The organism is Allorhizobium pseudoryzae (assembly GCF_011046245.1).
In the GTDB taxonomy this organism is placed as follows: domain Bacteria; phylum Pseudomonadota; class Alphaproteobacteria; order Rhizobiales; family Rhizobiaceae; genus Neorhizobium; species Neorhizobium pseudoryzae.
In genome coordinates, this window is record NZ_CP049241.1 from 1,430,897 (window position 1) to 1,451,236 (window position 20,340).

A 20,340-nucleotide genomic window follows, 5' to 3' on the forward strand; every position below is an offset into this window, starting at 1 on the left:
CGCATGACAAACCGCGCCTTCGAACTTCTGGCTGAACGCCTGCCCGCCTTTCTTCCGGGCCATGTGTGGCTGGCCGGCGCCGGCCCAGGCGATCCGCGTTACCTGACGCTGGAAGTGCTCGATGCGCTCGGCAAGGCCGATATGGTGGTGCATGACGCGCTGGTTTCCGACGAGGTGATGGGCTTCGCGCCTCAGGCCGAGGTGATCTATGCCGGAAAGCGCGGTGGCAAGCCGTCAACCGCGCAGGAAGACATCACGCTCTCCCTGATCCGCCTGGCGCGGCAGGGAAAACGCGTGCTGCGCCTGAAGGGCGGCGACCCCTTCATCTTCGGCCGGGGCGGCGAGGAGGCGGAGGCGCTCGCCCAGGCCGGCATCCCGTTTCGCATCCTGCCCGGCATGACCTCCGCGCTGGCGGCGCTCGCCTCTACCCGCATTCCCGCCACCATGCGCGGCATGAGCAAGGCGATCACGCTGGCAACCGGCCATGCCGCCGGCGAGGCGGACGATCTCGACTGGGCAGCCCTTGCCCGGACCGGAGAGCCGATCGTCGTCTACATGGGCCTGAAGAACCTCGCGACGATCACCCGTCTGCTGATCGAGGGCGGCCGCGCAGCAAAAACACCGGCGGCCATCATCATGGCGGCAACCACGAAAGAGGAACGGCTGCTGACGGCCACGCTTGGAACGCTGTCTTCGGAGGCCGAAAGGCAGGGCTTCGCCGCCCCGGCGCTCATCGTCATCGGCGAGATTGTGCGCATGCGCGGGCTGCTGGTCCCGAAGGAGGCAGCCGGATGACCAAAGCCCTCATCATCGGCGCGCCGCGCTCCGGTTCCGGCAAGACCAGCGTCACCATCGGCCTGTTGCGCGCCTTCGCCCGGCGGGGAATCAAGGTGCGCGGCATCAAGTCCGGCCCGGATTATATCGATCCCGGCTTTCATCACGCCGCCACCGGCATCGAGGGCCTGAACCTCGACAGCTGGGCCATGCAGCCGGAATTGGTGCAGCATCTTCTCTCCGAGGCAGCACAGGGAGCCGATCTGTTGCTGATCGAAAGCGCCATGGGCCTGTTCGATGGGATTTCAGGCGGCGAGGGCCGCACCGGCTCTGCCGCCGATCTTGCGCGGCTGCTCGGCATCCCGGTTCTGCTGGTGCTCGATGTCTCCGGCCAAAGCCAGACGGCGGCCGCGGTCGCCGTCGGTTTCCGGCATTACGATCCGGCCGTCCGGATGGCGGGGGTCGTGCTGAACCGCGCCGGCAGCGAACGGCATGTGCGGCTGTCGAAGGCGGCGATCGAGGCGGTGGGCCTTTCGGTGGTCGGGGCCGTGATGCGCAATGGCGAATTGTCGCTGCCCGAACGGCACCTCGGCCTGGTACAGGCCAGCGAACATCCGGCCATCCAGAGCCATATCAATCGTCTGGCCGATGTGATGGAAACCTCGTTGGACCTCGATCAGATCCTCTCGCTGGCAACCGAGATCGTACCGGACCCCGGTTCGACGGCGGCGCATCTGCCCCCACCCGGCCAGCGCATCGCCATTGCCTCCGATGCCGCCTTCACCTTTCTTTATCCGCATCTCGGACGCCACTGGCGTTCCGCCGGCGCGGAACTCGTGCCGTTCTCGCCGCTTGCCAACGAAGCCCCGCCGGACCACTGCGATGCCTGCTGGCTTCCAGGCGGTTACCCGGAACTGTTTGCCGCGACGCTTTCCGCCGCCCGAGAGTTCCGCGAGGGCCTCGCCCGGTTTGCCGAAACGCGGCCGGTGCATGGCGAGTGCGGCGGCTACATGGTGCTGGGCGAGGGCCTGGAGGATGCCGAGGGCCACCGCCATGCGATGACCGGCCTGCTGTCGCATTCCACCAGCTTTGCCACGCGCAAGATGAATCTCGGCTATCGCCAGGCGAAGCTTCTCGCCGACGGACCGATGGGGAAAGCGGGCGAGACGATCCGCGGCCACGAATTCCATTATGCGCGGGTGATCGATGTCGGCCATGACGAGGCCTTTGCCGCGATCGCCGATGGCACCGGCACGCCGATCGGCCTGTCCGGCGGCCGGCGGGGTCTCGTCACCGGCACATTCTTCCATGCCATTGCCCGCGTCACGGGCTGAGCGTCACTCGACAAAGACCCGCACGGTCGCCGCCCGCCCCACGGCATCGATCACCGTCAGCGTCGAATAGCCGGCGCCATCCGGTACCCATTCGGAAATCCGTTTGCGCGACAGATCCGGCAGCGGCTTGCCATTGGCCAGCCACCGGAACGGCGCGCGCCCCCCCTGCAACTTCAGCACGAGCGGCGAAATCTCCGGCCCAGTGCGCGCGCCGAGATCCACCCGCGCCCCTTCCGGTGGATAGACGATTTGCGGCGCCGGTTCGCGTGTCGAGGAACGCACGAGACCGCTTGACGTAACGGCATAGCGCCGCTGGCCGATCGGCAGCTCGGAGAGCGGCAGCCGGTGCGCACCGGGCGGAGCGGACGGATGCGGGCTCACCGCCACGCCGGAGCGGGCAAAGGCTTCGAACAGAATGGGGGCGGCGGTGCCATACCCGGTAATGCCCGGCACCGCACCATTGTCCGGCCGTCCGACCCAGACACCCAGCACGTAGCGCCCGTCATAGCCCACCGACCAGGCATCGCGGTAACCGTAGCTCGTGCCGGTCTTGTAGGCGATGCCGAGCTTGCGCGCGCCCTGCGGCGGCAGGACGTCGGAGAGCACATCCGTGACATTCCAGACGGCAACGGGATCGAGCAGCGGCTGGGCCGGTTCGCGGCTCGGCACCTCGTGCACCCCGTCCCCCAGCAGCACCGGCCAGCCCTGGTTGGCCAGCCCCGCATAAAGCTGCACGAGATCCTTCAGCGTCAGCCCCACCCCGCCAAGCCCGATCGCCAGCCCCGGCGCCTCGCCCGCCGGCAGGAGGGGTTTCACCTCCGCGCGGCGGAAACGCACCAGGAGCTTGGCCGGACCGACGCCCTCCAGCAGACGAACCGCCGGCACGTTGAGCGACAATTGCAGCGCTTGGCGGACGCTCACATCGCCCTGATAGCTCATGTCGAAATTGCGCGGACGGTAGCCGGAAAAATCCGAGGGCCGGTCCTCAATGATTGTTTCCTGCGCGACCAGCCCATCCTCGAAGGCAAGGCCGTAGATGAAGGGCTTCAGCGTCGAACCCGGCGAACGCGGCACGCGCGTCATGTCGATCCAGCCGGAGCGGGCAGCATCGAAATAATCGGCGGACCCGACTGAACCGACGATCTCGCCGGTGGTGGAATCCGCCATGATCATTGCCAGCGATGTTTTCGGCGGCAGGGTGGAAACGACCGATGCTGCGACCGATTCCAAACCCTCCTGGATCGGTTTCCGGAGCGTCGTCGCGTGCCGGATCTCGTTCGGCGCCTTGCGCAGCGCCGCTTCTGCCAGATGCGCGGCCAATGCCGGCAATTGCCGCCGTTCGCGCGGAACAGGAACCAGCGCCGCCCGCTCCGTCTCGCCGTCGCCGACCGCCGCAGACACCGGCTCGCGGCTCAGCACACGCTGCCGGGCCGCACGCGCCACCTCTGGAAAACGATCCGGCCGCCGGGCTTCCGGCGATTGCGGCAGGGCGACCAGCAGAGCCGCCTCCGCCATCGACAGCCTTTTTGGCTCCTTGCCGAAATAGGCAAGGCTTGCCGCCCTCACCCCTTCCAGATTGCCGCCATAGGGCGCCAGCGTCAGGTAAAGATCGAGGATTTCGGCCTTCGTCAGCCGCTTTTCGATCTGCAGGGCCCGCGCCATCTGTTTCAGCTTGGCGAGAACCGAGCGGCTGTCACGCGGTTCGATCAGCCGCGCCACCTGCATGGAGAGCGTCGAAGCGCCGGAGACGATCCGGCCATGGGTGGCGAACTGATAGGCGGCCCGCAGCACCGCCTGCGGATCGACCCCGTGATGCGCATAAAAACGCTGGTCCTCATAGGCGACCAGCATCCGCACGAACTGCGGGTCGACATCGGCGGCGCTGGTTTTCAGCCGCCAGAGCCCGTCCTTCGTGGCAAAGGCACGCAGCAGCCGGCCCTCCGCATCGAAGACCTCGGCGGAAACCTGCCTCGCCTCCGGCAGAGGCGGCGGAAAGGCCCGGTCGGCGGCATCGAGGCCAACGAGGCCGGCTGTGGCGAGGATCGCAATCCCGCCAAGCCCGATCAGCCCCTTTGCCCAGACCCGCATCGCCCCTTACTGCGCCTCGCGCACCTGCATGCGCCCGGTTGCCGTGCGGGCCGAAAGCTGCGGGCGATACATGTCCTCCACATAGGCCGCCGGATGGTCATAGGTACCGGGCGTCACCGCCCGCACGACATAGGCAAACGAGAATTCGCGATTATCGCCGGCATTGCGGTCGAAGGCCGCCACGAAGCGGTCATTGCGGAATTCCGTATGCGCCGCCTGCACCTCGCCGATCCATTCGAAGTTGGACAGTTCGGCACTGTTGACGAGGTTCGGATTGTCGATCTCGAAACCGGCCGGCAAGAGATCCTGCACGAGAATGCGGGACGCCCAGTCATTGCTTTCGTTGATCGTCAGGACCACCACGTAACGTTCGTTCTGCGACACCTTGCTGACGCTGACTTCGTCGCCATCCATCGTGTAATAGGCGCGCGTGATGGCAAAACCGTCGCCGCCAGCGGCAAGCGGTGTCGTGGGCGCCGCAACTGTGGTCACCACCGCGGAGACGGGATCATTCGAGCGGTTCGTCAGCGTCACCGGTTTCTGCAACAGGGCATCGCCCGTCATGCGGCTGGCATACCGGCCGGTCTGCGCGGCACCGTTCACCTCCACCTTCAGGTTGTCATCTGCCTGCTGCAGCCCGCGGGCCGCCAGAAGCATCCAGGCCTGTTCCTGCGTGCTCGTATATTTCTTGTTGCGCCAGGCCTTCGCCACCACCGGCGAAAGCTGCGGCACGATCGCCGGCACCGGCCGGCTTTCGGCGGCAAGCGCCAGAACCGCCGCGCCATCGCGCAGCAATGAGCCATAATCGGAGCGCGACAGGCTGACCGGCTGCACCACCGATTGCTCGGTCATCTGCAGCGCCGCGTTGAACACGGTCTTGGAGCGCTGGGCATCGCCATAGAGGGCCAGTGCCGCACCCAGATGCGCCTTGGACAGCGGCGTCGGGAAATCGGAGAGCATCGTGTCGGCGTAATAGCGCAGATCGCTGATCGAGGCCTTACGGTTGCGCGCTAGCACATAGAGCGCATAGGCGATCTGGCTGCCCTGGTCCTTGACGTTGACATCATAGGCCAGCGAATTCTGCAGGTTGTTCAGCGACTGCACCAGCGCCTGTTCCGGCACGTCGTATCCCTGTTCGCGGGCGCGAGTCAGGAAGTCGGAGACATAGGCATCCAGCCACTTGTCGCCATAACCGGGACTCCAGAGGCCGAAACTGCCGGAGGAGGACTGGTAGGACAGCACGCGGTAGATCGCATCCTGCACACGCTTCTTCACCTCGGCATCATCGGCCAACCCGTTTTGACTGGAAAGCTCCGAGAGATAGAGCAGCGGCAGAGCGCGGCTCGTCGTCTGTTCGGCGCAGCCATAGGGGTAACGGTCGAGCGCCATCAGGAGCGCCGGGACATCGAAATCGGCGGCGCGGGTCACGCTGAGCGCCACCGAGGCACCGGGAAGCTGGGCATCGGCAAGGAGATTGCCATCCACTGTCAGGCTCTGCCCCGGTGCCAGCGCGATCACGCGCCGTTCGGTGACCGGCAGAACGGCGGGACGAACCGGAACGTAGAGCACCTGTTCCATCGCCGAAAGCCCGTTGCCGGCCAGCGTCAGGGTCATCTCACCATCGCCGGCCCGCAGGCCCTTCAGCGGCAGGCGCAGGCTCTGCTTGCCGCCCGCCTCCAGCCGGATCGTGCGGGCAGCGCGCGCTGCATCGGTGCCGATCATCGCATTGGTCGCGACCGTCAGCTGGTAATCGCCGGCCGGCGCATCGGTATTGGCGATGTCGAGACGAAGGCTCGCCTCATCGCCCGGTGCGAGGAACCGCGGCAGGCTGGCGGTCAGCACCACGGGATCGCGGATCACCACATCCTTCGTGCCATGGCCGACGCCGGTCTTGCTCCACGCGACCGCCATCACGCGCGCCGTACCGTTGAACTGCGGAATGTCGAAGGATACTCGCGCCGTGCCGCTCGCATCGAGCTTGACGATGCCGGAGAAGAAGGCAACGAGCTTCTCCTTCGGCGGGCTGCCCTGCAGGGCGACGCTGCCGCCATCGCCGCCAGTGCGAAGCCGCCCGGTGGCACCGAGCGACCCGTCGATCAGCCGGCCATAGATGTCGCGGATTTCCAGGCCTAAGCGCCGCTGGCCAAAATACCAGTTGTCCGGCGCCGGCGGCTCGTAGCGGGTGAGGTTGAGGATGCCGACATCCACGGCGGCAACCGTGACATAGGCCTCTTCGCCGATGCCGGCGCCAGCCACCTGCACGTCGATATCGAGAGGCTGCCGCGGCAGGGTCTTGTCCGGCGCCGTCAGCGACACTGTCAGATCCCGGGTTTCAGGATCGACCTTCAACCACGTGATGCCGATCGCCCGCATTGGCATGCGGCTTTCCTGCGCATTGCCGGGACGATAGAGGGTCGCCGTGACATAGGCCCCGGCGCCGAAGGCTTCCGTCACCGGGATCGACACTTCGCCACCCTTTTCACCAAGCGCCACATTCTGAACGGCGATCAGCGTCTCCGCGCCGCTCGTCACCATCAGCTGGCCAGCATACCGAGAGGAGATCTTCAGTTTTGCCGTCTCGCCCACCTTGTAGCTCGGTTTGTCAAGCGCCACTTCGAGCGCGTCCGGCGTCTCGGTCGAGCTGGCGGTAACGAACCAGCCGGCGTCGAATTCAACGCTGCTGGCCGGGCCGTCCGCGGCAGCCGTCTCCACCTCCAGCCGATAGCGGCCCCATTGGACAGGCACGGAGACGCGCCCGCCATTGGCGGCATCGGCGGACACTTTGCCATCGGCCACCTGGCGGGTGCGGTTCACGGCCTCGTAGCGCCAGGAACTGCCCTCGCGATACCACTGGTAATCCCGTTCGATCTTCACGAGCTTCCAGCGCAGATCGCCGGCCGCCTTGCGGGCACCATCGTCGCCGATCATGATCACGTTGAAATTGGCGACGGCGTTTTCGGCGAGATCACCGGAGAATTCCGGCTTGATGCCGATGCGATCGCCATCGGCGCGTAAGGGCAGCGTCAGCTTGCGCTCGACCGCACGACCGCCGCCTTCCTTGAGGCGCACGACAATATCCGCATCCGTCAGCTGCGTCGTGTAGGCGAGCTCAGTCAGGCCGGCATCGAAACTGGTCTTTCCCTCTTCGTCCAGCACGCCGAGATCCTCGAGCGGCAGGCGCTCCGCTTCGCTTGCTTCCTCATCCGCCAGACCGAAGAAATAGCCCTTGTAGGCCTCGCGCTCGCGGGTATGGCGAAGCACGATCTCGCCTTCGAGCGCCAGTCCAGCAGCCGGGGCGCCGTAGAGATACCGTCCGTCCACCGTCACCCAGGTCTCATCCCCAACGATGATTTCTTTCGCCTCGCTGGCGAGATCGAACTCAATACGATCCGGCACGAAATCATCGATCAGGAACCGCTTTTCGGCAATTGCCGTGCCCTTGGGATCGGTGAAGACCTGCAGCGTCCAGGTGCCGCGCATGGCACTCGCCAGCGTCGGCAGATCGACGGCATAGCCGCCAAGCGTGCCGCTGCCGGTCATGCGCCGGTCCTCCACGCCGTCCGGGCGCAGGAAAACGAAGGTCAGCGGCAGCGTGTCGATTGCCTGCGCCTCGGTATCCCGCGCCAGAAGTGCGGCATGCACGGTCTCGCCCGGGCGATAGATCCCGCGCTCCGTCCAGGCATAGACGTCGATCGCGCCGGGCGCCGGTCGGCCCGTCACGCCACGGTCGGAGAGATCGAAGCCGGCCCGCGTCATGTCGAGGAAGACATAGTCCTCGCCTGTCTTGGAGGCCGTCAGAACCGCCGGCACCATGCCGGCCGTGCCACGGATGAGGCCGGCGCTGAAGAAGGCGCGGCCATCGGCATCGGTCTTCGCGGTGCCCAGCACCTCGTTGTTCTTGGCAAGAAGCTGCAGGTCGATGCCGCCCACCGGTTCCGCCGTTGAAAGCGAGCGGACGAAGACGTTGAGGCCATCGGTTCCGGCATAGGTGGAGAGGCCGAGATCGGAGACGACGAACCATTGCGTCGCCTGGTTGTCCCATTCGTTGACCGTGCCGGTTCCGGCGGTGGCCGTCAGCACGTAGACGCCGGGCTTGCGCTTCGGCAGCACCTCGTCCACCGGGAAGCTGGTGACAACGTCCTTGTTGACGTCCTGGGCAATGTCGATCGAACCCTGCCAGACCAGTTCGCCGTTGTTTTCCTGGATCTGGCCGGCAGTATAACCGTCCATCTGGGTGAGGAACTGCGACTGGGCGAGCAGCGGCGCAATGTTGCGGTCGCCGATGCGGTAGAGCTTCAGATTGGCGCTGCTGGTGTTGACGGAAACCAGCGGAATGCCGCGCCGCGCCGTGGATGGGAGAACGAAGCTATCGCCGGTAAACCGTACGGTCGGCGAGCGATCCTTGACGTAGATATCGAGATCGACGGTGGCCTTGAGGTCTTCACCGACGGTGGACGGAAGGCCGCGGCGCAGCGAAAGCTTGTAGCGCTCGCCATGGGTCAGCCCTTCGACGCAGATCTGCTGGTCCTTGGCTTCCACCGCCTTCGGCGCGGCACCATTCAGCGTCACGAAGCTGGAATAATCGGTACCGAACTTCAGGAGCTTTTCGGAAAACTGCACGCAGGCGCGCGGGCTTGCCGCATCCGCATCGACGGAATGATCGACGACGCGAAAGCCCCAGCGGTCCTGCAAATCGTTGAAGCGCGACTGCACGGTTCGCGAGGCCACGAGATCGAGGCTTTCCTTCAGGGCGTTGATCGCGCCGCGGTGATTTTCCTGCGCCTCCAGCGCCTCGCCCATCTGGGCCAGTGCTTCGGCGCGCTGAGGCGCCGTGCGCGAGGCATCGTAACCGTTGATGGCAGCCAGCAGCGCCTTGGTTGTGAACTCCGCATCGCCACGGATCGTGCCGGCGGCGCGCGCCATCTCGTTCCACAGAGTGGCATCATCCGGCTCGATCGACAGGGCGCCGGTCAAAGCTGTCAGTGCGGCCGGTATATTGCCGTTGACGATTTCCAGCTGCGCAAGGGCCTTCAGGCTTTCCAGCCCCTGGCCGGTCATCTCGACCGGCATGCCGAGGTTGTTGTAGAGGTCATTCGCCTGGCCGATCAGTTCCTGCGACAGAAACGAAAGCGTCGGCGGCGCGCCGAGATCCGGCTCGGCACCGGCCACCACCACCTTGCCAGCCACCGCGCCGGCAAAATCGTTCATCAGGCCGTAATCGGATTTGAGGAAACACCACTTCGCCTTCACGTTGTAGGTAAAGGCGCGGCAGGAGGAATCTTTGAGGCAGGCCGTTTCGCACTGCGCCTGCGACACGTTCTTGTCGGTTCTGAGATCAAACCCCGGATAATCGGAATCCTGCGAGACCTCGATCTGCCGCTTCGACTGCTGTGCCAGTGCCGGCTGCCCTAAGGCGCCGATCGCCAAAAGCAAAGAAATCCCGAACCACGCGCGCTTAGACATCATGTCCCCCCGGAAGCTGGCGGTATTGTGCCCAAGTTTTCTGCTGCAAACGTGCGGTTGTCAATTGAAACGATTACGACATTCGAAAGCGCGAAGATGACCGGCCCTGGCCCCGCGCAATGTGGATTTGCGGCTCTGTCGCTGGTACATGCGAACGCAGGAACAAGGGGGGCAGGCACCCATGCAGCAGACCGAGAGACAACCCATCCGGCTCGTTCTTCGGCTTGATCTGCCGCCGGGCAATCGGCTCGGCCGCGGCAAGATCGAGCTTCTCGAACATATTCGCGAGACGGGCTCGATTTCGGCCGCCGGCCGCGCCATGGACATGTCCTACCGCCGCGCCTGGCTTCTGGTCGATGCCTTGAACCAGATGTTCGAGGAACCTGCAGTTGAGCCGCAGCGCGGCGGCAAGCAGGGCGGGGGTGCGCAACTGACGCCGTTCGGCGACCTGCTCATCACCCGCTTCCGCCAGATGGAGGAAAAGGCGGCCGCGGCCATGCAGGCAGACATCGACTGGCTGGAGACCCGCCGCAGGCAAGCGGCAGGCAAGCCGCCGGAGTGACCGGCATCTCGCCTGCCTGATCGCTCACTGGAGTGGCTCTTCAACTCTGGCACCCTCGCCGGCCACCTGCAGCCGGATCAGCATGGCGATGTCGCCCGAAAGCTGGTCGACCTTGGCATGCAGGTTGGCGATCTCGGCTTCCGAGCGCAGGTTGGTTTCATAATCCAGCCGTGCGGCCAGCCGATCCTTGGCGGCCTGGCGGTTCTGGCTCATCATGATGACGGGAGCCTGGAGAGCTGCCAGCATCGACAGCATCAGGTTCAGGAAGATGAACGGAAACGGGTCGAAGGCATTGGCGGCCAGCACGACCGTGTTGAGGATCGACCAGGCGATCAGGAAGACCATGAAGCCGATGATGAAGCTCCAGGAGCCACCGATCACGGCAATACGGTCGGCCAGACGATCCCCGAAGGTCAGGCGTTCTGCGAAGATTTCATTCGGATCCTTGCGCACGGCAGAACGGCGCAGGTGATCGGCAAAGAAGCGGATGGTTGCGTTCATGGCTCACCTCCTTCGAGCGATCGGCCGTCTGCGGGCCGTCGCGAGGGAGCCGATGAAAGGATCAGCTCAGCACGGCGGCCGCAAACGGCACGGTCAATCGACTATGATCGTTACTAGGCATGATCCCCTCGGGGGTCGTTTCAGGAAAATGCACACTGAACCGTGCACGCCCTTGAGGTAGTCCCGAAGCCTTCGAACGTCAAATGGAAAAATACGCCCTTGTTGCGCTGCAGCAGCGCGCCCTTATCACGTTTTGGCGATCACGATCGCTCCAGCGCCACAGTCTTGATGATCGCATGCACGGGCCGGCCCACCGCAAGCTGCAGCCGACCGACGGAGACCTCCGTTATGCGCGCATGCAGCGTCTCATCCCCGCAGACGATGGCAAGATCGACCGTCCCGCCCGCCATCCGCGTCAGCGTTGAAATCTGCCCCGGCACAATATTGAGCGCGCTGATGCCGGCGGGTTTCTCCGTCGCCACCAGCACATCGCGGGCCGGCACATGCACCCGCACCCGCTGCCCCACAGACAGATGCGCCGGCGGTACAACAAGCGACATGCTTCTGAAGGCGATCGTGGCGAGCCCTGTTTCCGCATCCAGCGCCGAGACGGTCCCGGTGAGCACACTGCCGGCTTCTCGGCCCCCGGCGTCCGAAAGGTTGCCCAGCATGTCGCTGGCGCTGCCCACCGCCTGCACCCGGCCATCGGCCAGCACCACCACCCGGTCCGCCAGCCGCGCCACTTCCGGGACCGAATGGCTGACATAAAGAATGGGAAGATCGAGTTCGTCGCGCAGCCGTTCCAGATAGGGCAGGATTTCCGCCTTGCGCGCTTCGTCCAGCGCCGATAGCGGCTCATCCATCAAAAGCAGGCGCGGCGAAGACAGAAGCGCACGGCCGATCGAGACACGCTGCTTCTCGCCGCCCGAGAGCGTGGCGGGGCGCCGCTCCAGCAAGTGGGATATGCCCAGCATCTCGAGAATGCGGTCGAGGTCGGCAGAGGGTCCGGCGCGGCGTGCGAACCATCGGCCATAGGTCAGGTTCTGCCTGACGCTCAGATGCGGAAACAACCGCGGCTCCTGGAAAACATAACCGAAACGCCGGCGATGCGCGGGAATGAACAGCCGGCGCTCAGTATCGAGCAGCATATCGCCGTCCAATTCGATCTTTCCGTCATGCGGCCGGGTCAGCCCGCCGAGAATGCGCAGGATGGAGGTCTTGCCCGATCCGGACGCGCCGAACAGCGCGGTCACGCCGCCCTCCGCGGCGAAGGTGACATCGAGCGAAAAATCGCCCTGGCGATGGCGGATCTTGACCGAGAGCGTCATGGCTGCACCCGTTTCGCGACGAGGCGTGCCAGCCACTCGGAGGCGAGAAGGGCTGCCATGGAGAGGGCGATCGCGATCAAAGTCAGGCGAAGCGCACCGGCATCCCCGCCCGGCACTTGGGTGAAGGTATAGATGGCGGCGGACAGGGTCTGCGTTTCACCCGGAATATTGGAGACGAAGGTGATCGTCGCGCCGAACTCGCCCATGGCCTTGGCAAAGGCGAGGATCATGCCGGCGATCACGCCGGGCAGGATCAGCGGCAGGGTTACCGTCAGGAACACCAAGGCCGGCGAGGCGCCAAGCGTGCCGGCCGCCTCTTCCAGCTTCGCATCCACCGCCTCGATGGAGAGCCGGATGGAGCGCACCATCAGCGGAAATCCCATGACGGCGCAGGCGAGGGCCGCCCCCGTCCAGCGGAAGGAGAGAACGATCCCAAGTGTCTGGTCGAGGAAGGCACCGATCGGGCCACGCCGTCCGAAGAGGATCAGCAGGATGTAACCAGTCACCACCGGCGGCAGGATGAGTGGCAGGTGGACCAGCCCGTTCAGCAGCGACTTGCCCCAGAACCGCCCGCGCGCCAAAAGATAGGCGGTCAACAGACCGAACGGCAGGCTGGCGAGCGTCGCGACCAGCGCGACCCGCAGGCTGAGCTCGATTGCCGTCCACTCCTCGCTACTCAGGGTCCACGCATTCAAGACTCAGTCACTGCTCCCTCACCCGCTGCACAGGACCCTACTTCAGAACCGTAAAGCCTTGCGACCGGAAAAATTCCGCCGCCTGCTCCGAGTTCAGAAAAGCGAGATAGTCGGCTGCCGCCTTCGACGGAGAGTGGCCAAGAAGTGCCGCCGGATAGATGATCGGCGGATGCGTGTCGTCCGGGAAGGTGCCGACCACCGCAACGCCCTCGTCTGCCGCAGCATCCGTCGCGTAGACGATGCCGTACGGTGCTTCGCCGCGGGAAACCAGCGCCAACGCGGCGCGGACATTCTCCGCTCCCGCAACCTTGGTTGACACAGACGCCCAGACGCCGAGCTTCTCCAGCGCCGCCTTGCCGTATTTGCCGGCCGGCACGCTCTCGACCGCGCCCATGGCAAGGCGCCCGTCCGCTCCCAGCAGACCGGCGAGATCGAAACCGGGCTTGATCTCGACCGGCTTGGCCTTGTCCTTCGCCGACACCAGCACGATGGCATTGCCGAGGAGGTTGTTGCGGCTCCCGGCGTTGATGAGCTTGCGTTCGGAAAGATAGTTCATCCAGTCCTGATCCGCCGAGATGAAGACATCGGCGGGCGCACCGGCCTCGATCTGTTTGGCGAGTGTGGAACTTGCCGCATAGGAGACCGTCACCTGCACGCCCGTCTGCGTCGCATAGGCGGCATTGGCGGCATCCAGCGCCGTCTTCATGCTGGCGGCGGCAAAGACGGTGACCTTGTCTTCGGCAGCGGCGGGAAAGGCATTTGCCAATCCGCCAAGAGCCACCAGACAGAAGGACAAGGCACGAAACAGGCTGCGGCGCGTGTGCATGTGATCTCCCCAATCATCGACATATACCAGCGAACATAACGTAATCGCAGCGGAATGCCAGCGTTATATCCCGAGATACATATCCAAAGAACACCGGCGCCGAGGGCCCGCTTGCTTGACGATTGCCAACGAACCCCCACCTAATCGGGCAGACGCCGAACATCCTGTGCGAGACCCTCAAGGAGGCGAGCATGACCGATACGCCAAGCGATCCGACCGACAGCAAACTGACGACCACCAAGCGCAAATGGGCTGCCGAAGGCCGCTTCCTGACCGGGAAAATCAGCCGGCCAGAGACGGATCGTCTGCCGCCGGGCCAGCATCTGGTGAAGAACTGGCCGGTGCTGGACCTTGGCCAGCAGCCGCAGATTTCGGAGATGCAATGGCGGCTGGATGTCCGCGGCGACGTGGAAAGCGCGGTCACACTGGACTGGAAGGCGTTTCTCGCCCTTCCGCAGACGAAGGTGGTCTCCGACATTCACTGCGTCACCACCTGGTCGCGTTACGACAATGCCTGGGCGGGCGTGATGGTGCGCGACCTGCTCGACCTCGTGCATCCGAAGCCGGAAGCCGATGCGGTGATGCTGACCAGCTTCGACGGCTATACGACCAACCTGCTGCTGGAGGATTTCGCCGCCGAAGACGCCATTCTCGCCACCCATTGGGAAGGCCAGCCGATCACACGCGAACACGGCGGCCCGATGCGCCTCGTGCTGCCGCATCTCTATTTCTGGAAAAGCGCCAAGTGGCTGACGCGCATCGAGTTCACCCGGCAGGACAAACCGGGCTTCTGGGAAAAGAACGGGTACCACATGCGCGGGGATCCGTGGCGTGAACAACGCTATTCAGACGACTGAGCCGCCCGGAAAAGACGCCCCGGTGCTTGGGCAGCAGCCGGGGCGCACGACGGACGGATGGGACTGCATGAGAGCCCATGGGGACCGCCGGATCAGTCTTCCGCAAAGATCGGATCGTTGACGAAATTGCCGCCTTGGTAGACGTGCAGCGCTGCCTTCGGGTCAGGCTTGCCGAGTGCCGCATCAAGTTCCGCGCGGTAGCTTTCGGCATTATCCTGCGGCTTCCAGCCCAGATAGGCGGCGTGCGAATTGTCCCACCATTTGCTGTCATTGTCGGAAATGCCCCAGATAATCGGGCAGCCCAGCATCGGCGCCCGGAAGGCACACTCGATCAGCATCTTGAAATCGTTGTAGGACATCCAGCTGGACAGCATGCGGTGGTTGGACGGCTTCTCCATGCAGCTGCCGATGCGCACCAGCGCCGTTTCCTGGCCGAACTTTTCGAAATACATGCGGGCGAGCGCCTCGCCAAAGCACTTCGACACGCCGTAGAGCCCGTCCGGCCGCATCGGTGCAGTCGTGTCGATATGCTGGTCCTGGCGATAGAAACCGACGGTGTGGTTGGAGCTCGCAAAGATGATGCGTGGCTGGCCATGTTTGCGGGCGGCCTCATAGAGGTTGTAGAGGCCCAGAAGGTTGGCGTTCATGATCTTGGAGAACTTGTCCTCCACCGAAACGCCGCCGAGATGCAGGATGCCGTCGCAGCCTTCGACCAGTTTATCAACCGCGGCCGCATCGCCCAGATCGCACTGGACCAGTTCCTCGTTCGGGCCGGCATCGCCCAGGTTGGCGATATCCGACAGGCGCAGCGTTTCGGCCAGAGGCGCCAGCCTTACGCGCATGGCACGGCCCAGCGCACCGGCGGCACCGGTAATCAACAGTCTTTTCACACGATCCTCCTTGGGGGGCGAAGACGGGACGCAGCTTGTCTCGTCGCCAGCTGAATTTATCATACATGTTGGCAGATCAGCGTCAACACGGTACAGCTATGGGAACAATCGATCCGAATGCCGTCGTCAGGCGGATCTCGAAGAACAGGCAAAGGGGTCTCACGTCATGAACATGGCCACGCAAGGCAGAACGCAGCACGGGTCTGGAACGCTGGCATCACGGCTCAGCGACACACTGCGCCAGGCGATCGCGGCAGGCCAGTTCCTGCCCGGCAGCAAGCTGCCGAGCGAGGCCCAGCTCGGAGAAACCCATGGCGTCAGCCGCACGGTGGTGCGCGAGGCAATCGCGGCGCTGCGAGCCGACCGGCTGGTGGAGGCGCGCCAGGGTGCCGGCGTCTTCGTGCTCGATCCGCCAGGCCCCGCCGCACCGGCGCCAATGTCGATCGACAACATTGATCACGCCCGCGTTTCGTCCGTCATCGAGTTCCTGGAACTGCGCACCGCCGTGGAAGTGGAAGCCGCCGGTCTTGCGGCACTCCGCCGCTCGCCGGCCCAGGAAGAGGTGATCTTCGACTGTCATTACGCCGTGCAAGCCTGCCTGGAGGCCGGCAAACCGACCAGCGAGGCGGATTTCGCCTTGCACCTTGCCATTGCCGAGGCGACCAACAACACCCGCTTCCGCGACTTTCTCGGCATGATCGGCAAGAGCATCATTCCCCGCGCGGCCTTGCGCAACGAAGAGAGCGAAGAAGACCAGGCGGCCTATATCAAGCTCATTATGGAAGAGCACAATGCCATCGTGACGGCCATTTCCGCCGGCGACGAGGAGGCGGCACGCGAGGCGATGCGCCGCCATCTGCGCGGCAGCCAGACGCGCTATCGCGCCCTGCTGCGCGAGCAGCGTCAATTTGTAAGATAACTAATTGACACTTGTATGTAGAGTGGATACGACATTGGACGGAGGAGACGTCTAACAAGGAATTCACTCATGACGCCACAAGAGATCAAGGCGGCGCTTGGCGCTGGCCTTCTGTCCTTTCCCGTGACCCATTTCGATGGTGAAGGTCAGTTCCAGCCGGAAAGCTACAAGCGCCACATCGAATGGTTGTCCGGCTTCGATGCGCCTGTTCTCTTTGCCGCCGGCGGCACCGGCGAGTTCTTCTCGCTGTCTCCCAATGAAATCCCCGGCATCGTCAAGGCTGCCAAGGAAGCAGCCGGCAAGACGGCAATCGTATCCGGTTGCGGATTCGGGAGCCATGTCGGCGTCGAGCTGGCGAAGTCGGTCGAAAAGGCCGGCGCGGACGGCATCCTGCTTCTGCCGCATTACCTGATCGATGCGCCGCAGGAAGGTCTCTACCAGCACGTCAAGAAGATCTGCCAGTCGGTCGGCATCGGCGTCATGGTCTACAACCGTGACAATTCCGTTCTCTCCGTCGACACGCTGAAGCGCCTGTGTGACGAGTGCCCGAACCTCGTCGGCTTCAAAGACGGCACCGGCGATATCGGCGCCGTTCGCCAGGTTACCGCCACCATGGGCGATAGGCTCACCTATCTCGGCGGCATGCCGACCGCGGAACTCTTTGCCGAAGCCTATCTCGGCGCCGGCTTCACCACCTATTCGTCTGCCGTCTTCAACTTCGTGCCGGGTCTCGCGGTCGAGTTCTACAAGGCGCTGCGCGCCGGCGAGCGCGCCCACTGTGAAAAGATCCTCAAGGATTTCTTCTATCCCTTCATGGCGATCCGCAACCGCCGCAAGGGTTATGCCGTCGCCGCCATCAAGGCCGGTGTGCGCCTGCAGGGTTTCGACGCCGGCAAGGTGCGCGCGCCGCTCGACGATCTGACCCGCGAGGAGGAAGGCATGCTGCTCGACCTCATCGGTCCCTGGAAGCGCGGCTGAGGATAACACAACGATGAAGATCACCGCAGTTCGCACCCATCTTCTGGAACACAAGCTGGACGTGGCCTTCGAAAGTGCCTCCATGCGCTTCGATCGTCGAGCCCATATCCTGGTGGAGATCGAGTGTGACGACGGCACGGTGGGCTGGGGCGAATGCCTCGGTCCCGCCCGTCCCAATGCGGCGATCGTCGCGGCCTATGCCAACTGGCTGATCGGCGAAAACCCGCTGGAAACCGAAAAGATCTGGGCGAAGCTCTACAATGCGTTGCGCGACCAGGGCCAGCGGGGCCTCACCGTAACCGCCCTGTCCGGCATCGATATCGCGCTGTGGGACATCAAAGGCAAGCGCTTCGGCGTCCCGGTCTCCATCCTGCTCGGCGGGCGTTTCCGCGAGAGCGTCAAGGCCTATGCCACCGGCAGCTTCAAGCGCGACGGGGTCGACCGGGTGGAGGACAATGCCACCGATGTCGCCCGGTACTGGAAGGAAGGGTTCCACGCCACCAAGATCAAGATCGGCTTCGGCGTCGAGGAAGACCTGCGCGTGGTGCGCGCCGCCCGCGAGGCCGTCGGCCCGGATATGCGCATCATGGTCGATGCCAACCACGGCTATGACGCCGTGGAAGCCATCCGCTTTGGCCAGGCGGCGGCCGAACTGAACCTCGACTGGTTCGAGGAACCGGTCGTGCCGGAACAGCTTGCGGCCTACCGTGAGGTACGTGCCCGACAGCCGATCCCCGTCGCCGGCGGCGAAACCTGGCATTCCCGCTGGGGCATGCGGGAACCGGTCGAAACGCGCTGCGTGGATATCCTGCAGCCGGATCTCGCCGGGGTCGGCGGCTTCACCGAAGCCAAGCGCGTGGCGGATCTCGCCGCGCTGCATGGCGTGCGTGTCGTGCCGCATGTCTGGGGAACGGCGGTCCACATTGCCGCCGCGTTGCAGTTCATGGCCGCCATGGTGCCGAGCCCGGTGCGCGTCAACCCGATCGAACCCATCCTGGAATTCGACCGGACCGACAACCCCTTCCGCCAGGCGGTGATCAAGACCCCGATCGAGCACGTCAACGGCGTGGTGGCGATCCCGAACGGCCCCGGCCTCGGTATCGAGATCAACCGCGAGGCGCTCACCGAATTCAAGATGAAGGACGCCTGATGCTGGTTCGCCCGCTTTCCGGCCGCAAACCGAAGATCACGCTGCCGAAAGGCAGCGTGGACACCCAGATGCACATGTATCTGCCGGGCTTTCCCTCGCTTCCGGGTGGTCCGGGCCTGCCGGCTGGCGACCTGCCGACGCCTCAGCAGTATCGCGAACTCATGGCGTGGCTCGGCATCGACCGGGTCATCATCACCCAGGGCAATGCCCAGCAGACCGACAATGGCAACATCCTCGCCTGTCTGAAGGAGATAGGACCCGTCGCCCGCGGCGTGGCCGCCGTTGCCCCGGATATCTCCGAGTCCGAACTCGACGTTCTGGCAGAAGCCGGTGTCGTCGGTTTGCGGATCATGGATCTGCCGGGTGGCGCGGTCGGCCTGTCGGCGCTGGAAGACCTCGATGCGATTGCGGCGGACCGCGGCTTCATGCTCGCCATCCAGTTCGACGGCAGCAATATTCAGGATCATGAACCGCGGCTGGCGAAGCTGAAATCCCGCTGGGTGTTCGATCACCACGGCAAATTCTTCTGCGGTGTGACGCCCGACAGCCCGCAGGTTGCCGCGACCCGCCGTTTGATCGATGGCGGGAACTGCTGGTTCAAATTTGCCGGCGTCTATGAAAGTTCAAAAAGCGGCGGCCCGGATTACCAGGATGTCGCAGCCGTTGCCCGGATGATGGCCGCGCACGCGCCGGAGCGGATCGTCTGGGGCACCAACTGGCCACACAACCTCGCCCGCGAGCAGGCCGATTATCCGGATGACGCGGCCCTTACCGAGACCGTTCTCGGCTGGTTTGCCGATGACAATGCCCGTCACATGGCTCTGGTCACCAATCCGGAAGCCCTGTTCGGCCTGCCTGCCTGGCAGGAGGAAAAAGCATAACAAGCCACATCCTGGCAGGGGGCCGGGATGTAAACACTGGAGGAGAGAAACATGAAACTGACGAAAATTCTGGGGCTCGCCCTTGGCCTTGCCATGAGCACGGCCATGACCGTTCAGGCACAGGAAGTCACGCTGCGGTCGGCGGACATCCATCCGGACGGCTATCCGACGGTCGAGGCCGTCAAATACATGGGCCAGCTGATCTCCGAGCGCACCAATGGCCGGATCAAGGTCCAGGTCATGAACAACTCGGTGCTCGGCAGCGAGAAGGACACGATCGAACAGACGCGCTTCGGTGTCATCGACATGAACCGCGTCAACACCGCCCCCTTCAACAACCTGGTCAAGGAAACGGTCGTTCTCGGCCTGCCCTTCCTGTTCCGTTCGACCGAGCACATGCACAAGGTCGTGGACGGCCCGATCGGCGACGACATCCTGAAGGCCTTCGAGCCGCACGGCCTCGTCGGTCTCGCCTTCTATGATTCCGGCGCCCGCTCCTTCTACACGACAAAGAAGCCGATCGAGAAACTCGCCGACCTGAAGGGCATGAAGATCCGCGTCCAGCAGTCGGACCTCTGGATCGCCATGATGCAGGCGTTCGGCGCCAACCCGACGCCGATGCCGTTCGGCGAAGTCTACTCCTCGCTCGAAACCGGCGTGGTAGACGGTGCCGAAAACAACTGGCCGTCCTACGAATCCTCGCGTCACTTCGAAGTCGCCAAGAACTACGCACTGACCGAGCATTCGCTGACGCCGGAAGCCCTCGTCATGTCGAAAATGTCCTGGGACAAGCTGAAGCCGGAAGATCAGGAAATCGTCCGCAAGGCTGCCAAGGAATCGGTCATCAAGATGCGCGAGCTGTGGCAGGCCCGTGAAAAGGCATCGGAAGACAAGGTGCGTGCCGCTGGCGTCAAGGTGATCTCCGTCAACAAGGAAGAGTTCTCCGCCGCCATGAAGCCGGTCTATGACAAGTTCGTCACCGATCCGAAGATGAAGGACCTGGTCACGCGCATCCAGGACGTCAAGTAATCTCTCCCAGCGAGGGGCCAGTTGCAGATTGCACTGGCCCCTTTTTCTTCATGACGCGCTTTCAC

16 protein-coding genes are annotated in these 20,340 nt (G+C 64.2%); 9 read left to right on the plus strand and 7 right to left on the minus strand.

The window, feature by feature from the left end; translation table 11 throughout:
- Nucleotides 1-3: 3 nt before the first annotated feature.
- Nucleotides 4-795 carry a uroporphyrinogen-III C-methyltransferase gene (cobA, locus tag G6N78_RS07030; protein ID WP_165216934.1) on the plus strand — a complete coding sequence of 264 codons (792 nt, stop codon included), beginning with the start codon at nt 4-6 and terminating at the stop codon, nt 793-795.
- A complete protein-coding gene (locus tag G6N78_RS07035; RefSeq protein ID WP_165216936.1) occupies nt 792-2,108 on the plus strand; it encodes a cobyrinic acid a,c-diamide synthase CobB in 1,317 nt (438 codons plus the stop codon). Before cobA ends, G6N78_RS07035 begins: the two co-directional genes overlap by 4 nt.
- A 3-nt stretch (nt 2,109-2,111) precedes the next feature.
- Here the strand turns inward: G6N78_RS07035 and pbpC are convergent, their stop codons facing one another.
- The gene (pbpC, locus tag G6N78_RS07040; RefSeq protein ID WP_165216938.1) at nt 2,112-4,196 is read right to left on the minus strand and encodes a penicillin-binding protein 1C; all 2,085 of its coding nucleotides are present in this window, start codon (nt 4,194-4,196) and stop codon (nt 2,112-2,114) included.
- Between the two features lie 6 nt (nt 4,197-4,202).
- Complete coding sequence (locus G6N78_RS07045; protein ID WP_165216940.1) at nt 4,203-9,659, minus strand: alpha-2-macroglobulin family protein; 5,457 nt, start codon at nt 9,657-9,659, stop codon at nt 4,203-4,205.
- A gap of 181 nt (nt 9,660-9,840) precedes the next feature.
- Between G6N78_RS07045 and G6N78_RS07050 the strand changes: the two genes are divergently transcribed.
- The gene (locus G6N78_RS07050) at nt 9,841-10,221 is read left to right on the plus strand and encodes a winged helix-turn-helix domain-containing protein (protein ID WP_165216942.1); all 381 of its coding nucleotides are present in this window, start codon (nt 9,841-9,843) and stop codon (nt 10,219-10,221) included.
- Nucleotides 10,222-10,245: 24 nt separating this feature from the next.
- Here G6N78_RS07050 and G6N78_RS07055 read toward each other — a convergent pair whose 3' ends face one another.
- The 4 genes from G6N78_RS07055 to modA all read right to left on the minus strand — a co-directional run bounded on the left by G6N78_RS07055 (nt 10,246) and on the right by modA (nt 13,571).
- Entirely contained in the window at nt 10,246-10,722 is a 477-nt protein-coding gene (locus G6N78_RS07055; RefSeq protein ID WP_165216944.1) for a DUF1003 domain-containing protein, read from the minus strand.
- Between the two features lie 260 nt (nt 10,723-10,982).
- The gene (gene modC, locus G6N78_RS07060; RefSeq protein WP_165216946.1) at nt 10,983-12,050 is read right to left on the minus strand and encodes a molybdenum ABC transporter ATP-binding protein; all 1,068 of its coding nucleotides are present in this window, start codon (nt 12,048-12,050) and stop codon (nt 10,983-10,985) included.
- The gene (modB, locus tag G6N78_RS07065) at nt 12,047-12,745 is read right to left on the minus strand and encodes a molybdate ABC transporter permease subunit (RefSeq protein ID WP_165216948.1); all 699 of its coding nucleotides are present in this window, start codon (nt 12,743-12,745) and stop codon (nt 12,047-12,049) included. The genes modC and modB overlap by 4 nt, the downstream gene beginning before the upstream one ends.
- A 37-nt stretch (nt 12,746-12,782) precedes the next feature.
- Nucleotides 12,783-13,571 (minus strand): molybdate ABC transporter substrate-binding protein, encoded by a 789-nt coding sequence (gene modA / locus G6N78_RS07070; RefSeq protein ID WP_165216950.1) that lies wholly within the window; start codon nt 13,569-13,571, stop codon nt 12,783-12,785.
- Nucleotides 13,572-13,762: 191 nt separating this feature from the next.
- Between modA and G6N78_RS07075 the strand changes: the two genes are divergently transcribed.
- Nucleotides 13,763-14,428: a sulfite oxidase-like oxidoreductase gene (locus G6N78_RS07075; RefSeq protein WP_165216952.1), complete on the plus strand. Its 666-nt coding sequence runs from the start codon at nt 13,763-13,765 to the stop codon at nt 14,426-14,428.
- A gap of 92 nt (nt 14,429-14,520) precedes the next feature.
- Here the strand turns inward: G6N78_RS07075 and G6N78_RS07080 are convergent, their stop codons facing one another.
- A complete protein-coding gene (locus G6N78_RS07080; RefSeq protein ID WP_165216954.1) occupies nt 14,521-15,318 on the minus strand; it encodes an NAD-dependent epimerase/dehydratase family protein in 798 nt (265 codons plus the stop codon).
- A gap of 172 nt (nt 15,319-15,490) precedes the next feature.
- On the opposite strand from G6N78_RS07080, the gene G6N78_RS07085 reads away from it, so the two are divergent.
- From G6N78_RS07085 to G6N78_RS07105, 5 genes are all read left to right on the plus strand, one after another.
- A complete protein-coding gene (locus tag G6N78_RS07085; protein WP_165221406.1) occupies nt 15,491-16,237 on the plus strand; it encodes a FadR/GntR family transcriptional regulator in 747 nt (248 codons plus the stop codon).
- A gap of 69 nt (nt 16,238-16,306) precedes the next feature.
- Nucleotides 16,307-17,215, plus strand: coding sequence for a 5-dehydro-4-deoxyglucarate dehydratase (kdgD, locus tag G6N78_RS07090; protein ID WP_165216956.1), 909 nt, complete (start codon nt 16,307-16,309; stop codon nt 17,213-17,215).
- Nucleotides 17,216-17,228: 13 nt separating this feature from the next.
- Entirely contained in the window at nt 17,229-18,365 is a 1,137-nt protein-coding gene (locus tag G6N78_RS07095; protein WP_165216958.1) for a mandelate racemase/muconate lactonizing enzyme family protein, read from the plus strand.
- On the plus strand, nt 18,365-19,246 hold the full coding sequence (locus G6N78_RS07100) for an amidohydrolase family protein (RefSeq protein WP_165216959.1): 882 nt from the start codon (nt 18,365-18,367) through the stop codon (nt 19,244-19,246). The genes G6N78_RS07095 and G6N78_RS07100 overlap by 1 nt, the downstream gene beginning before the upstream one ends.
- 93 nt (nt 19,247-19,339) lie before the next feature.
- Entirely contained in the window at nt 19,340-20,275 is a 936-nt protein-coding gene (locus tag G6N78_RS07105; RefSeq protein ID WP_370691516.1) for a TRAP transporter substrate-binding protein, read from the plus strand.
- Nucleotides 20,276-20,340 lie beyond the last annotated feature (65 nt).

Bases quoted from the DNA above. Each gene is read 5' to 3' on its own strand.
- cobA (WP_165216934.1), top strand. From the start codon at position 4: ATGACAAACCGCGCCTTCGAACTTCTGGCTGAACGCCTGCCCGCCTTT.
- G6N78_RS07035 (WP_165216936.1), top strand. From the start codon at position 792: ATGACCAAAGCCCTCATCATCGGCGCGCCGCGCTCCGGTTCCGGCAAG.
- pbpC (WP_165216938.1), bottom strand. From the start codon at position 4,196: ATGCGGGTCTGGGCAAAGGGGCTGATCGGGCTTGGCGGGATTGCGATC.
- G6N78_RS07045 (WP_165216940.1), bottom strand. From the start codon at position 9,659: ATGTCTAAGCGCGCGTGGTTCGGGATTTCTTTGCTTTTGGCGATCGGC.
- G6N78_RS07050 (WP_165216942.1), top strand. From the start codon at position 9,841: ATGCAGCAGACCGAGAGACAACCCATCCGGCTCGTTCTTCGGCTTGAT.
- G6N78_RS07055 (WP_165216944.1), bottom strand. From the start codon at position 10,722: ATGAACGCAACCATCCGCTTCTTTGCCGATCACCTGCGCCGTTCTGCC.
- modC (WP_165216946.1), bottom strand. From the start codon at position 12,050: ATGACGCTCTCGGTCAAGATCCGCCATCGCCAGGGCGATTTTTCGCTC.
- modA (WP_165216950.1), bottom strand. From the start codon at position 13,571: ATGCACACGCGCCGCAGCCTGTTTCGTGCCTTGTCCTTCTGTCTGGTG.
- G6N78_RS07075 (WP_165216952.1), top strand. From the start codon at position 13,763: ATGACCGATACGCCAAGCGATCCGACCGACAGCAAACTGACGACCACC.
- G6N78_RS07085 (WP_165221406.1), top strand. From the start codon at position 15,491: ATGGCCACGCAAGGCAGAACGCAGCACGGGTCTGGAACGCTGGCATCA.
- kdgD (WP_165216956.1), top strand. From the start codon at position 16,307: ATGACGCCACAAGAGATCAAGGCGGCGCTTGGCGCTGGCCTTCTGTCC.
- G6N78_RS07095 (WP_165216958.1), top strand. From the start codon at position 17,229: ATGAAGATCACCGCAGTTCGCACCCATCTTCTGGAACACAAGCTGGAC.
- G6N78_RS07100 (WP_165216959.1), top strand. From the start codon at position 18,365: ATGCTGGTTCGCCCGCTTTCCGGCCGCAAACCGAAGATCACGCTGCCG.
- G6N78_RS07105 (WP_370691516.1), top strand. From the start codon at position 19,340: ATGAGCACGGCCATGACCGTTCAGGCACAGGAAGTCACGCTGCGGTCG.